Raw genomic sequence first — 14181 nt, 5'->3', positions numbered from 1 at the left:
TAACCCTACGGTCAACAGCTACTTCCGGCGGGTACGGGGCCCGGCTTTTGGCCGGACCCCGTACCACCAGGATCGCGTAAGCGAGTGGTGAAAAAGCGGGGCGGAGGCCCTACTTCTTCTGCTCCCACTCACCGACGTTCCACAGGACACCGTTGTACGACTGCATGTAAGTGCGGTCGATGCCCTTGAACGCCCACATGGACGGGGTCTGGAACAGCGGCAGCGTCGCGTACTCGTCCGCGATCGCCTGGTCGGCCTTCTGGTAGTTCTCCAGCTGCACGGCCTCGTCGGTGGCCTTCACGGCCGCCTCGAAGGACGAGTCGATCGTCGGGTTCGACAGGCCCTGGTAGTTCTGGCTGCTGTCGTCGACACGGGTGATGTAGATCGACTTCTGCTCGGCCTTGAACGGAGCGGCGGACCAGCCGAAGAGCGCGGCGTCGTAGTCGCTGGCCGCGAGACGGCCACCCTTCAGGAAGTTGGCGTCCTGGTCGTCCGTGATCTCGATACCGGCGGCCTTGGCCTGCGAGATGATGATCTCGACGGTCTGCTGACGGCGGGTGTTCTGGTTGTGCGAGATCTTGAACGACGCGCGCTGGCCGTTCTTGGCGAAGATGCCGTCGCCACCCTTGACCCAGCCGGCGTCGGTCAGCGTCTTGGCCGCGGCCTCGGCGCCCAGACCGGCCTTGCTGCTGTACAGGTCCTTGAAGCCCTGCTCGCCCGGCATGAACACGATGCTGTTCAGCGGGGTCGCGTCGGCCTGGACCTCCTTCAGCAGCTTGTCGGTGATCTCCTGGCGGTTGACGACCTCGAAGAACGCCTTGCGCAGGTCCTTGTCCTTGAACATGCGCTTGTAGTTGAGGTCGATGTGCTCGAAGGTCAGCTGCGAGGCCGAACCGTAGGTGATGCCCTGGGCGGCGAGGCCCTTCATGGTGTTCGCCGCGGTGGCGTCGGGCTGGGTCGAAGCGGCGATGTCGATCTCACCGTTCTGCAGCGCGGTCGCCATGGCCTTGGTGTCCTCCATCGCCTTCACGACGATCTTGGAGGGGCCACCCTTGCCACCGATCCAGTTCGGGTTCTTCTCGAGCGTGACGGCCTTCTGGTTGGCGTCGAACGCGGTGATCTTGTACGGACCCGAAGCCGGCATGTTCTCGGCCTTGAAGCCCTTGAAGCCGTTGGTCCAGAAGTCACCGGCCTTCGCCAGCTGGGCCGCGTCGCTGGTCGGGGTCAGCTTGGTGATGTCGGCGACGCCCGAGTTCTTCTCGACGATGTGCGCGGGCATGATCGCGGTCGAGTTGAACAGACCCTTGTAGTCCAGGTACGGCTCGGTGTACTTGGTCTCGAAGGTCAGGTCGTCCTTACAGGTCGCCTGGTCGATCAGCTGGTAGCCGGTCGTCGAAGCGGCGAGGAAGGCCTGCTTGCCGTCGGAGGTCTTCGCCTTGCCGGAGTGCGCCAGCCACGACAGGTACATGTCGTCGCAGTCGAACGCCTCGTTGTCCGACCACTTGACGTTCGGCTTGATCTTGTAGACGACGGTCTGCGGCGACTTGGAGGTGACCTCCCAGGAGTCGAACACGTCGTTGTTCAGCAGCACCTTGTTGTTGCCGTCGAGCACGTCGGCGCCCGCGAGCACGGCGGTCAGGATGTAGGTGTTGTACGACGTGTTGGTGTCGGGCGTGTCGTTGTTGTAGCCCGAGTACCCGTCGTCGATACCCACGGTGACGGTGCCTTCGTACCCCGGGGTGTCCGCGAGCTTGAAGTTTTCGCCGTTCTGCGCCTTGCCGGTCGCCATGCTCTTGATATCGGTCGACGACCCGTTGGGGTCGGTACTGCCGCTGTCGCCACCGCTGCATGCGCTCAGCACAAGCGCGGAGGCCGCGACCAGCGACCAGGCGGAGACTGCCTTGGACTTCCTCATGAAGTGTGCCCTCCTAGCACTGGGTTCCTGAGATCGGAACAGGACCCCACACCGCTCCGGTGAGATGGCCCGGAGCCTATGACACGCCAAGCAACACTCATTTGGCGCACTGCCGGTGCACGCTAGAAAGGAAATGCACGAACAGTCACCAGTTCCGGGGCGATCGTGACCAAAGGGTAACTTGCGGCTGACATCAGGAAATACAGTGGTTACCTTGAGGAATCAGTCCGCCACTCGAACGTGCCGGGAAAGGTCACCCGCCAGGGTCCGTTCCGGACTCGAAACGGCTACTTCGGGCCCCGCGTCCAGTTCACCGCGGACCCGAAAGGGCCCACCATAGGAGGACCAGCGGTTACTCCGGAAATACCAGAGCCGATGGCGAGGGTATCGGCCAGCTGGAACAACGGAATGGCAACATTCCGACGCCACAATTCCGGTTCCAGGGCCGAAAGCGTGTCGGCCACCGGGGTGGCGCCGGTCAGCGCGGAGTCGATCGAGGCCTGCAGGGCCGGATCGCAGAAGCCCAGCGGGTTCCCCGGGACGACGGCCTTGGTCTTGTCGGTGAGCTGATCGGGACGGCAGCCGAAGGTCGAGGCCAGTACCGAAGCGACGTCCGCACCACCGGTGACCTGGCCGATCACCGCGATGTCGATGCCGACGTTGCCCGCGCCCTCCGGCGTCGTCTGCTGGATCCCGTCGAGTACCGGCATGGCCAGCATCGTCGAGAAGAGCTCCCTCGGCTGCGGGGCGATCGCGTTGACCTCGATCCCCGCGGCCACCAGTTGCGCCGTCAGTTCCTTGGCGATCGTCGCGTACGGCTCCTGTTTGGCGGGCGAGGCCACGACCAGCGAAAGGTTCTTCCCGTTCTTCCGCCAGGTGCCCGCTTCCTTGGTGTATCCGGCGGATTTGAGCAGTTCCTCGCCCTTGACGGGATCGGCCGCCGACGGCGGGCCGGGGGCCGGGATCGTCGGCTGGAAACCGGGCGCCGACGGGACGCGGACCTGCGCGTCGGCGCGGAGCTTGTCGGACGGGCCGCCGTCGGTCGCCTCGGTGATCAGCTTGCCGCGGTCGATCAGCGCGGTGACGCCTTCGCGCACCTTGGGATCCGACAGCGTCGAGCTCACCGGCCGCAGGAGGATCTGCGCGACCGTCGGCCGCGCGACCGTGTGCAGCTGGACGGCGGAGCCGAGCTCCCCGAGCCGTTTCAGGCCGGTGCCGTCGGTCCTGGTCATCGCGAACTGGTCGTTGCCGCTGCGCAGGGCGGCCAGTGTGCCGTCCTGATCGGCCGCACGCAGCACGATCCGGTCGAGGGCGGAGGGTTTCTCCCAATAGCGCTCGTTGCGCTCCAGGGTGATCTCTCCGCGCGCGGTGTCGAGCCCCTTGATCGAGTACGGGCCGCCGACCGCCGGGAACGTCGTCGCCAGCGCGCCCTGCCACCCGTTCGGGGCGTCCTTGAGCAGATGCGCGGGCAGGAGGTTGCCGAAGAGCGTCTGCCAGCCCGGATACGGCTTGGCGAAGGTGACCTCGACCCGCTTGCCGCCTTCACGCGACTGGATGTCCGAGATCAGCCGGTAGCCGGCGGCGCCGATGACGCCCGGCTGGTCGCGCATCGCCTCACGGAGATAGGCGAAGTCCTCGGCGGCGATCGGCGCGCTGTCGGACCAGGAGGCGTCCGGGCGGATCGTGTACGCGACCGTGAACGGCTGCTGCGACACGACCTCGGCGGACTTCATCAGGTTCTTGTCCAGCTCGAAGCTGCCGTCGTCCTTGGGGCGGAACACCGACGGGAGCAGCAGCTGCGAAAGCGCCGACGTCACCTGGGATGCGTCGGCGAGGTTGTGCGGGTTGTAGCCCCCGAGGACGTCGTCGACACCCACGACCACCTGCGAAGGCGTCTTCGTGGTCGACGTGCTCACCGGGGAGGCCGAAGAGCTGACCACGGGCGGGGGCGGGGTATTGCTGCAGGCGGCGAGGAGCACGGCCGCGCACGCCAGCATGGACGCCGCTGTGGTCGGTGACCGCACGCCTGGATCCTCCTGGTTTGTCCCTCGCCTCGTCGCCATAGAGCTATCACGCGCACCATGGCCTCGGCAGCGAGATTCCCATATCGGCCCGGCCGTCGCCCGACCGGATGCCGTCCTCCTCCGGTGGACGTCCGGGAGGGCCCCGGGGTTCCTGCCGGGCTGGGGCTTTTCGGAGCCGCTCCCGGCAATCGGTTCCGCGAACCCGGAACATTCCGGAACGGCCGCCGGAATGTTCGCCACCGCACGATTCATGACCGAAACGATCTCGACCGCGAGTCCTATCCGGACGCATTTAGGGTCTTTTGTTTCGCGCCCGCCCTGATCCGCGTTCTCCGCCCGGCGCGCGCGGCCGCTCCGGCGCCGTTCGGTCCGGGGTGTTCCGGTGTTGTGAACACCGTCCGAAAAGGAGTTCGGCTTTCCCCTCGGAATTGTCGGGAAAGGACCTTTCTTTAACGAAGAACGCCCGCGCGAATACGGTGCGTGACCACCTGGGGAGGCGAAAACGCCGGAGGGCGCCTACTCACGGTGAGTGAGCAGGCGCCCTCCGGCGTTCGCTTGGCGGGTCAGCCGCGGTTCTTGTTGCGGTTGCGCTCCTTGGCGCGCTGGTTGACGTCCAGCGTGACCTTGCGGATCCGGACGACGTCGGGGGCGACCTCGACGCACTCGTCGACGGAGCAGAACTCCAGCGCCTCTTCCAGGCCCATCTTGCGCGGGCGGGCCAGCGTCTCCATCACGTCGGCGGAGGACTGACGCATGTTCGTCAGCTTCTTCTCCTTGGTGATGTTGATGTCGAGGTCTTCGGCACGCGGGTTCTCGCCGACGACCATGCCCTCGTACACCTCGGCGCCCGGCTCGACGAAGAAGGTGCCGCGGTCGGCCAGCTGGATCATCGCGTACGCGGTGATCGGGCCGGAGCGGTCGGCGACCAGCGAACCGGAGTGGCGGGTGCGGATCTCGCCCGCCCACGGGAAGTACCCCTCGAACACGTGGTTCGCGATACCGGTGCCGCGGGTCTCGGTGAGGAAGTCGGTGCGGAAGCCGATCAGGCCGCGCGCCGGGAGGACGTAGTCGAGCTTGATACGGCCGGTGCCGTGCCCGCCCATGTGCTCCATGCGGCCCTTGCGGGCGGCCAGCAGCTGGGTGATGCCGCCGAGGTGCTCCTCGGGGGAGTCGATCGACAGCCGCTCGAACGGCTCGTGCAGCTTGCCGTCGATCATCTTGGTGACCACCTGCGGCTTGCCGACGGTCAGCTCGAAGCCCTCGCGGCGCATCTGCTCGACCAGGATGGCCAGCGCCAGCTCGCCACGGCCCTGGACCTCCCAGGTGTCGGGACGCTCGGTCGGCAGCACCTTGATGCTGACGTTACCGATGAGCTCCTGGTCCAGGCGCGCCTTCACCAGGCGGGCGGTGACCTTGTCGCCACCGCTGCGGCCGGCCAGCGGCGAGGTGTTGACACCGATGGTCATCGAGATGGCGGGCTCGTCGACGGCGATCCGGGGCAGCGCCTCCGGGTTCTCGACGTCGGCGAGGGTGTCGCCGATGGTGATCTCGGGGATACCGGCGATGGCGACCAGCTCGCCCGCGCTCGCCTCGGTCGCCGGGACGCGGGTGAGCGCCTCGGTGACCAGCAGTTCGGAGATGCGGACGTTCTGGACGCTGCCGTCCTCGCGCATCCAGGCGACCGTCTGGCCCTTGCGCAGGCTGCCGGAGTGGATGCGGATCAGCGCGATCCGGCCGAGGAAGTTGGAGGCGTCGAGGTTGGTGACCAGCGCGCGCAGCGGGCCTTCGCGGTCGGCGAAGGGCGGCGGCACGTGGCGCATCAGGGTCTCGAACAGCGGGTCGAGGTTCTCGCTCTCGGGCACCGCGCCGTCGGCGGGCTGCTCGAGGCTCGCCTTGCCCGCACGGGCGGAGGCGAAGACGACCGGCAGGTCGAGGATCGCGTCGAGGTCGGCGTCCTCGATGTCACCGGCCAGGTCGAGCAGGAGGTCGTGGGTCTCTTCGACGACCTCGGAGATCCGGGCGTCGGGCCGGTCGGTCTTGTTGACGACCAGGATCACCGGCAGACCGGCTTCGAGGGTCTTGCGCAGCACGAACCGGGTCTGCGGGAGGGGGCCCTCGCTGGCGTCGACCAGCAGCACGACCCCGTCCACCATGGACAGGCCGCGTTCGACCTCGCCGCCGAAGTCGGCGTGACCGGGGGTGTCGATGACGTTGATCGTCACCATGCCCTCGTCGGTCTTGCGCCGGATGGAGGTGTTCTTCGCGAGGATGGTGATGCCCTTTTCCCGCTCGAGCTCACCGGAGTCCATCACGCGATCGACGAGTTCGGCGCGTTCCTCGAAGGCGCCGGACTGCCGGAGCATCGCGTCGACGAGGGTCGTCTTGCCGTGGTCGACGTGTGCGACGATGGCGACGTTGCGCAGGTCGGGCCGGGTCTTGCCGGACGAGCGGCCGGCATCGACTGCGGTGGCGCTGGCTGCGGGCACGCGAAGGCTCCAAAGGTTTCAAGTTCGGGTGTGGTGCCCGCGCTCGCGCGTTCGAGACACGCCTGGCCGACTTTGGCCATACGCGGACCACACCAGGATACCTGTAGCCCGGATGTGAGCAGCCCCACGCCCCCGAATCGGTTAGGCTCACCTAACGTGTAGAGGTCGCCGACGCAGTCGGACAAGGAGCGCGAGTGGGCAAGAAACTACCCGACGACCCGCACAAACTCGTGCGCAAATGGATGAAGTCCGGCAAGGTCAAGAAGAAATGCTGCCGGTCGAAGTCGAGGTGCGGCAAATGCCCCGTCCTCGCCCTGAAAAAGGCGAAGACGAAGATCGCGAAGGCCGCTTAGAAGATCGTCAATGCACCACCGCCTCGTTGATCGCCCGCAGTTCCGGCGCGGTCCGGGTCGGCGAGAACTCGATCACCTCGTAGGCGGCCATGTGCTTGACCGAGAAGGGGTCGGTCGCGAGGATCGCGTCCAGCTTTCCCCTGGCCATGGGCTTGGTGATGATCACGCCGCCGATCCGCGGGTTACGCCTGCCGGAGGCGAGGAAGTTGCCGTGCTCGTACTGTTTGGTCAGCCAGTCCGCGTGGTCCGGGAGCACGTAGTCGATTTCTTCGATGGGCGCTGTGTAGGTCAGCAGGACGACAAACATGAGATGAAGGTAGACCCGCATCGCCAATATGACGGGTGTACTGCCCCGGCTGATATGAAGTGTTGACGCTACGTGCCCGTAATGAGTGAAACCACCCGTGTTTCGTCCTCTGGATGCGGTGGTTCGACGTCGAACCACCTCATCCAGAGGACGAAACGCGGGTCGCTCTGTAGGATGAGCCGCATGCGCGCGCAGAACGCCCAGTGGTGGCCGCCCTCCGGCGGCCCCGAAGTCCTGCGCTGAACCAGACGAGCGCACCACCAGGCCGCCCCACCGGGCGGCCTTTTTCGTGCCCGGACCCTGGGGCGGCCCGAATCCGGAAGGAAGAAGGCAGATGATCAGGTTGTCCGGGATCACCCCGTCCGGCCACGTCCACGTCGGGAATCACCTGGGGGCCATTTCCCGCTGGGCGGACGAGGGCGGGCCGGACGACCTGTACTTCGTCTCCGACCTGCACGCCATGACGAACGCGCACAATCCGGCGAAGCTGCGTTCGATGGCGTCGGAGCAGCTGGCCGTGCTGATCGCGGCCGGGATCGAGCCGGACCGCGTGTTCGTGCAATCCGACATCGCCCGCGAGCTGGGCGCCCTCAACTGGGTCCTGGAGTGCACCTGCAACTACGGCGAGGCCGCCAGGATGATCCAGTTCAAGGAGAAGTCGAAGGGCCGGGCCGGGGTGCGGCTGTCCCTGCTGACCTATCCGGTGCTGATGGCGGCGGACATCCTGCTGCAGGGCGCGGACGAGGTCCCGGTCGGCGAGGACCAGCGGCAGCACGTCGAGCTGGCGCGGACGCTGGCGAAGCGGTTCAACTCCACCTACGGCGACGTGTTCACCATGCCGAAGGCGGTGCTGCCGCCCGCCGGCGCGCGGGTCATGGACCTCGCCGAGCCGACGCGGAAGATGTCGAAGTCGACGAAGGAGGAGGCCGGCGTGGTCTTCGTCCTCGACGAGCCCGACCAGGTCCGGCGGAAGGTCAAGCGCGCGAAGACCGACGGCGGGTCGAAACCGGCCTACGCGCCGGAGAGCAGGCCGGGGATGGCGAACCTGCTGGACATCCTCGCGGCGTGCACCGGGGAGAAGCCCGAGGTCCTCGCGGACCGGTTCGACTCCTACGGCCAGGTCAAGGAGGCCGTCGCCGAGGCGCTTATCGAGGAGCTGCGGCCGGTCCGGGAAGGCGCCTTGGCGCTGCTGAGCGATCCCGGTGAGCTGGAGCGGGTGCGCAAGGCGGGTGCCGTCCGGGCGGCGGAACGGGGTGAGCACCGGCTCCAGTCCGCGCTGCGGCTCATCGGCGCCGGCTGAAGAGGTCCGTGAAGGCCTCCTTCCCTACTTTGAGGGTAGGGAAGGAGGCCTTCACGGACTTGCGATCAGGGTGTGCAGGGCGGGCAGGAGGATCCGGTCGGCGGGCAGCCAGTCGAGGTCGTCGAGTTCGTGCGGCGCGATCCACCGGACGTCCTTGTGCTCCACGGCTCGCGGCTCGTCCCCCGCGCTGACCAGCGTCGCGGCGTAGATCCGCAGCACCTTGCCCTTCGGCAGCGGCACGTCCTCGCCGACCCGGCCCGCGACCGTCACCGTTACGTCCAGCTCCTCCAGGCATTCCCGCGCCAAGGCGGCTTCGTCGCTTTCGCCGTCTTCGACCCGTCCGCCCGGCAGTTCCCATTGCCCGGCGTGGTCGGCGGGCCAAGCCCGCTGCTGCGCCAGCAGCTGTCCGTTCCGCACGATGGCGGCGCCCACGATCACCACGCGCTCACCCTACGACCGCGCGCGCCGCTCGCGGACGGTGGTTTCGCGTGATCAGACGGACGGCACGCGTGATCAGACGGACGACACGGCCGAGGGAGGGTGTCGTCCATCCAGTCACGCAAGTCGGCCTTCTGATCACGTGTGTCGTCCATCCAATCACGCGTGGTGCGAACAGCAGCACCTACTGAGGCCGCGCCGCCTGCCACACGACCTGGAATCGCGCCCCGCCATCGGGTGATTCACCGACGCGAACCCGGCCCCCTCGGCGCCGGACGGCCTCCGCGACCATCGCCAGCCCCAGCCCGGTTCCGCCGGAGGACCTCGCCCGCGAATCGGACACGCGGTAGAACCGGTCGAACACCCGCTCCCGATGCTCGGGCGCGATCCCCGGTCCGTCGTCGTCGACCACCACCCGCACGGTGGACCGCGCCGCGAGCACCGACACCACGATCTGGCCGCGCGCGTACCGGCAGGCGTTGCGCAGCAGGTTGCTCAGCACCAGCTCGACCTCGGCGTGCGTGGCGAGCGCCCACGCCGCCCCGACCGTGCCGCTCACCCGGATCTCCGGCGCGCCGGCGGGCATCCGCGCGACCGCGGCCCGCACCTCGCTCACCAGCTCGACGGGTTCCGCGGGCGGCACCTCCCCCGCGTCCGACCTCGCCAGCGCCAGCAGCCCGTCGAGCAGCGCGGAGAGCCGTTCCGCCTCCTCCAGGATGTCCGAAAGGGTCTCCTGCGAAAGTTCGGGATCGGGATTGGCGACCGCGACCTCGGCCTGCACGCGGATCGACGCGACCGGCGACCGGAGTTCATGCGCGGCGTCCCCGGTGAACCGGCGAAGCCGTTCGGCGCCTTCCTCCTGCCTGGCCAGCAACGCGTTGAACTCCTCCGCCAGCGCGCGGAGTTCGTCGTGCGAATCCGGGAGCGGCAGCCGCGCGCCCCGCGGGAGCGCCCGCACCGAACCGCGCATCCGCGCCACCGGCCGCAGGGCGAACCGCACCAGCAGCCACGTCGCGATCCCGGCGCCCACCGCGCCGACGGACGCGACCACGAACAACCACAGCCCGCCGGAGTGCACGGCGGTCGCGAAGCCGACCAGGCCCGCACCCGTCACAACGAGCCGTTGCTGTCCGTCGGGGGCGGTGACGACGGTGCCCGCCCAGCGCCAGCTGTGCTCGCCACCGGTCGTGACCGATTCGCCGGCCTTCAGCGCGCGGACGTCCGCGGGGCCGAGGTTCGCGGGCGGGAGGCCGTCCACCGGGCCGCCGGCGGTGTCGAGGACGCGGACGGTGACCGCCGATCCCGACGGCACCCGTCCCGCGGCGACGTCGGACTTCGCGGTCCCCAGCCGAGCACTCAGCTCATCGTCGACCGAGCCGATGAGAAGCGGCTGGAGGTTGTCCCCCGCGACCGCCGCCAGCCCGAGCAGGAAACCGAGCGTGACCGTGGCCGTGAGCAGGGTGATCCGGACCTCCAGCGATCGGCGGCGCCACCAAGACGGCGAGCCGATCACCCCTGTCCCGCCGGGGCGATCACTTCGTCGAGCTGCGGATCCGAGGCCAGGTAACCGTGTCCGCGCACGGTCCGGACCAGGGCGCCCGCGCCGACCGCGTCGAGTTTGCGGCGCACGTAACCGACGTAGACCTCGACGACGTTCCGGGTCGCGGCCTGTTCGTCACCCCAGACGGCGCGCAGCAGCTCGTCCTTGGTGACGACCGTTCCCGCCCGACCGGCCAGCACCTCCAGCAGCGCGAACTCGCGGGGACTGAACGCCACCTCGACGCCGTCGTAGCGGACCTGCCGCAGGCTCCGGTCGACTTCGAGCGCGCCGATGCGCAGCGGCCCGCGGATGGCGTCCGGCGAGGCGCGCCGCAATACCGCGCGCACCTGCGCGACCAGGACGACGAACGAGAACGGTTTGACGAGGTAGCCGTCGGCGCCGAGGTCGAGGCCGTCCGCCTGGTCGACCTCGCCGTCCTTCGCGGAGATCATCAGCACCGGTGTGGTGACGCCGAGCGCGCGCAGGCGTTCGAGCACGCGGTAACCGGAAAGCCCCGGGAGCATGATGTCGAGCAGGACGACGTCGAAGGAGCCCGTCTGCGCGAGCCGCAGGCCGCTGGGCCCGTCGGCCGCCGTGACCACGTCCATGTCCTCGGCGCGCAGCCCCCGCTGCAACGCCTTGCGCACGCCGGGCTCGTCGTCGACCACCAGTACTCGAGGTTTCACGTCCCTCATCATTCACGCTTCGACCAGCTCACGCGCGACCTCTCAGCGCCATCTCAGCTCCGGCGGCGGAGTCTGAGTGGTGTCTCAGCGTTTCCGGGGAAGCGTTGTCGCCAAGACCCGAGCACACTGGGGTTCGGGGAAACAGGGAGAGACAGCATGGATCCGAAGAGGAAGGCCATCACCGCGGCGGTGGTGGGGACGGCTCTCGGCGTCGGCGGGCTCGTCGTCGTCGCGATGCCGGCCACCGCGGGCGACGCGCCCGTCTTGCCGCAGATCAGCGCCGAAGAGCTGGTGCAGTCGACGCTCAACGCGAAGCCGACGGCGTTCGACGGGAAGGTCAAGGTCAGCAACGACCTCGGCCTGCCGCAGGTCGGCGGCGCCCTGCCCGGTGTCTCGGCGCTCGACGTCGACTCGGCGCAGGTGTCGACCGACGGCGCGGGCAAGAGCAAGATCTCGCTCACCGAGGGCTCCAGCCAGCAGACCATCGTCCGCACCGGCCAGACCGTCTGGGAGTACAACTCCAAGGACAACTCGGCCACCAAGATCACCGTCCCGGACGGGCTGGCCAAGGAGCACCAGGACAAGAGCAAGGACGTCGACCCGGCGACGGTGGCGTCGGAACTGCTCGGCAAGGTGCGCGAGAGCAGCACGATCGCCGTAGACGGCACGGCCGCGGTCGCGAATCGCGCCGCGTACGAACTGGTGCTGACCCCGAAGCCGACCGAGCGGACCGTCCTGCGCGAGATCCGTGTCGCGATCGACGACCAGACCCGGATGCCGCTGCGGGTCACGGTGCTGGCCAACGGCACGTCCGCCCCGGCGTTCGAGGCTTCGTTCAGCGAGATCAACTTCGCGGCGCAGCCCGCGTCGAACTTCGAGTTCACCCCGCCCAAGGGCGCGAAGGTGACCGAGAAGACCGCCGAGGTCGAGCCGAAGGACCGTGAGCTGGCCGAGCGGGCGAAGTCCGAGATCAAGGTCGTCGGCGACGGCTGGGACACCGCCATCACCGGCAAGATCCCGGCCGACGCGCTGGCGAAGGCCGGCGAGGCCAAGGACGAGCAGGGCCGCCAGGTCGACCCGAAGGCGCTGCTTTCGCGGTTCGCCAAGCCGGTCAGCGGTGCCTGGGGCAGCGGCTGGCTGGTGACCACCAAGGTCGGCAGCGGCGTGCTGACCGACGACGGCCGCTACGCCGCCGGCGCGGTGCCGGAGCAGGTCCTCTTCGAGGCCTTGGCCGCGAAGTGACCACCACGTTCGAAGCCGGGGCGGACGCTTCCCAGGAGGCGTCCGCTCCGGCGGTACCCATGGCGGCCCGCACCAGGGGCCTGCGCAAGGTCTACGGCCGCACGGTGGCCGTGGACCACGTCGATCTCGACGTTCCCGAAGGCGCCGTGCTGGGGATGCTCGGCCCCAACGGTTCGGGCAAGACGACGACCATCCGGATGCTGCTCGGTCTCGTGCGGCCCACCGAGGGAGAGGTCGAACTCTTCGGCAAACGGATGCCCGACGAGGCGGCGCACGCGTTGCCCGACGTCGGCGCGCTCGTCGAAGGGCCGGGTTTCCACCCTTTTCTTTCCGGGCGGGAGAACCTGCTTCGTGTGGCCGCGGCCGAACCGCGGCTGGCCTCGGCGGGGATCCCCGGCGCGGTCGACGCGGCACTTGAGCGCGTCGGCCTGACCGGCGCCGCCACCCGGCGCTACAAGGGTTATTCGCTGGGGATGAAGCAGCGGATGGGCCTGGCGAGCGCGCTGCTCGTGCCGAGGCGGATGGTCGTGCTCGACGAGCCGACGAACGGCCTCGACCCGGCGGGTACCAGGGAGATCCGCCGGATCATCGCCGAACTGCACGCCGACGGCGTCACCGTGCTGGTGTCGTCGCATCTGCTGGCCGAGGTCGAGGCGACCTGCACGCACGTCGCGGTGCTCCAGTCCGGGAACGTGATCGCCCAGGGCGAGCTCTCGGAACTGCTGGAGTCGGGGAACGCGGCGCTGCTGGTGCGCACGCCGGACGCCGAACTCGCGGTGGAGACGTTGCGGGAGAACAGGATCGGCAGCAGGCTCACGCCGGACGGCGTCCGCGTCGACCTGACCGCCGCCGAAGCCCCCGACGTGCTGCGTCATCTGGTGACGGCCGGGGTGGCCGTGCACGAGGCGGCGCGGGCGCGCACCGGGCTCGAAGACCTGTTCGCCCGGCTGACCCAGCCGGAGTCCACCGTAGACGGTGAGGGGGAGTCGTGACCCACGCTCTGGCCGCGGCATCCGCGGCACGGACCGGGCAGGACAGTGTCGGGCTGCTCCGGTTGTACCGGGCGGAACTGCGCTGGATCTTCCGGCGGCCTCGCACGCTCGCCGTACTGGGCCTGCTCGCGTTGATCCCGGTGATCATCGGGGTCGCGCTGACGCTCGTCGACCCGACGGAGACGAACAACGGCGGTGGCGGCAACGGGGACGGCGCGCTGCTCGCCTCCGCGGTCAGCAACGGCTTCATCCTGCCGGTCGCGGCCCTGACCATGACGCTGGGGTTGCTGCTCCCGCTCGCTTCGGCGATGGCCGGGGCGGACGCGATCGCCGGCGAGGCGGCCCACGGGACGCTGCGCGGCTGGCTGATCGCGCCGGTCGGCCGGGGCAGGCTGCTCGCGATCAAGGCGTTCGGCGTCGCGACGGTTTCGACGGTCGCCGTACTGGCCATGACGTGCACCGGTTTCGTCACCGGCCTGATCATCAGCGGCGCCGACTCGATGTTCACCCTCACCGGCTCGACGCTGAGCGTCTGGGACGCGCTGGGCCGCGTCCTGCTCGTGGCCGCGTGGGTGGTGCTGCAGCTGTGGGCGATCGGCGCGGTCGCGCTGGCGATCTCGGCGTTCACCGAGCATCCGATGCTGGTCGTCGCCTCGGTGCTGGCCGGGACGATCGTGTTCACCATCCTCGGTTTCCTGGACGCGGTCTCGTGGCTGCATCCGTTCCTGCTCAACGAGAACTGGACGCAGGCACCCGCTTCGGTGCTGATGGACCCGGTGGACACCGCGATGCTCGGCGAAGGCGCGTTGCGCGCCGCCTGCTACATCGCCATCGGGCTCTCGATCGCCTACGCGCGCCTGACCACCCGGGACGGCTGACCTCCCGCGTTTCGTCCTCT

General features: G+C 68.8%; 12 protein-coding genes. 5 read left to right on the top strand and 7 right to left on the bottom strand.

Going from position 1 to position 14181, the window contains the following annotated elements:
- Nucleotides 1–109: 109 nt before the first annotated feature.
- From NQK81_RS31810 to typA, 3 genes are all read right to left on the bottom strand, one after another.
- Entirely contained in the window at nt 110–1915 is a 1806-nt protein-coding gene (locus NQK81_RS31810; protein WP_257484425.1) for an ABC transporter family substrate-binding protein, read from the bottom strand.
- A 287-nt stretch (nt 1916–2202) separates the two neighbouring features.
- Nucleotides 2203–3912 (bottom strand): ABC transporter family substrate-binding protein, encoded by a 1710-nt coding sequence (locus NQK81_RS31805; protein ID WP_257489888.1) that lies wholly within the window; start codon nt 3910–3912, stop codon nt 2203–2205.
- Between the two features lie 590 nt (nt 3913–4502).
- Nucleotides 4503–6425: a translational GTPase TypA gene (gene typA / locus NQK81_RS31800; protein ID WP_126737472.1), complete on the bottom strand. Its 1923-nt coding sequence runs from the start codon at nt 6423–6425 to the stop codon at nt 4503–4505.
- A gap of 194 nt (nt 6426–6619) precedes the next feature.
- Between typA and NQK81_RS31795 the strand changes: the two genes are divergently transcribed.
- A complete protein-coding gene (locus NQK81_RS31795; protein ID WP_007028942.1) occupies nt 6620–6778 on the top strand; it encodes a hypothetical protein in 159 nt (52 codons plus the stop codon).
- Nucleotides 6779–6785: 7 nt separating this feature from the next.
- On the opposite strand, the gene NQK81_RS31790 is transcribed toward NQK81_RS31795, so the two are convergent.
- Entirely contained in the window at nt 6786–7085 is a 300-nt protein-coding gene (locus tag NQK81_RS31790) for a YciI family protein (protein ID WP_126737471.1), read from the bottom strand.
- A gap of 334 nt (nt 7086–7419) precedes the next feature.
- On the opposite strand from NQK81_RS31790, the gene trpS reads away from it, so the two are divergent.
- Nucleotides 7420–8385 carry a tryptophan--tRNA ligase gene (trpS, locus tag NQK81_RS31785; RefSeq protein WP_257484424.1) on the top strand — a complete coding sequence of 322 codons (966 nt, stop codon included), beginning with the start codon at nt 7420–7422 and terminating at the stop codon, nt 8383–8385.
- A 51-nt stretch (nt 8386–8436) separates the two neighbouring features.
- On the opposite strand, the gene NQK81_RS31780 is transcribed toward trpS, so the two are convergent.
- The 3 genes from NQK81_RS31780 to NQK81_RS31770 form a co-directional block, all read right to left on the bottom strand.
- A complete protein-coding gene (locus tag NQK81_RS31780; RefSeq protein ID WP_257484423.1) occupies nt 8437–8826 on the bottom strand; it encodes a (deoxy)nucleoside triphosphate pyrophosphohydrolase in 390 nt (129 codons plus the stop codon).
- 181 nt (nt 8827–9007) lie between these two features.
- On the bottom strand, nt 9008–10336 hold the full coding sequence (locus NQK81_RS31775; protein WP_257484422.1) for an ATP-binding protein: 1329 nt from the start codon (nt 10334–10336) through the stop codon (nt 9008–9010).
- Nucleotides 10333–11061: a response regulator transcription factor gene (locus NQK81_RS31770; RefSeq protein WP_126737467.1), complete on the bottom strand. Its 729-nt coding sequence runs from the start codon at nt 11059–11061 to the stop codon at nt 10333–10335. The genes NQK81_RS31775 and NQK81_RS31770 overlap by 4 nt, the downstream gene beginning before the upstream one ends.
- Nucleotides 11062–11205: 144 nt before the next feature.
- Between NQK81_RS31770 and NQK81_RS31765 the strand changes: the two genes are divergently transcribed.
- From NQK81_RS31765 to NQK81_RS31755, 3 genes are read left to right on the top strand one after another with little or no spacing between them, the layout of a single operon-like run.
- Nucleotides 11206–12291 carry a LolA family protein gene (locus NQK81_RS31765; RefSeq protein ID WP_257484421.1) on the top strand — a complete coding sequence of 362 codons (1086 nt, stop codon included), beginning with the start codon at nt 11206–11208 and terminating at the stop codon, nt 12289–12291.
- A complete protein-coding gene (locus NQK81_RS31760; RefSeq protein ID WP_126737465.1) occupies nt 12288–13283 on the top strand; it encodes an ABC transporter ATP-binding protein in 996 nt (331 codons plus the stop codon). Before NQK81_RS31765 ends, NQK81_RS31760 begins: the two co-directional genes overlap by 4 nt.
- Complete coding sequence (locus NQK81_RS31755; RefSeq protein WP_257484420.1) at nt 13280–14161, top strand: ABC transporter permease; 882 nt, start codon at nt 13280–13282, stop codon at nt 14159–14161. The genes NQK81_RS31760 and NQK81_RS31755 overlap by 4 nt, the downstream gene beginning before the upstream one ends.
- Nucleotides 14162–14181: the final 20 nt, after the last annotated feature.

It is taken from the genome of Amycolatopsis roodepoortensis, assembly GCF_024628825.1.
Taxonomy (GTDB): Bacteria; Actinomycetota; Actinomycetes; order Mycobacteriales; family Pseudonocardiaceae; genus Amycolatopsis; species Amycolatopsis roodepoortensis.
The sequence above is the reverse complement of the archived record's forward strand: the minus strand, read 5'-3'. Positions and strand labels throughout refer to the sequence as shown.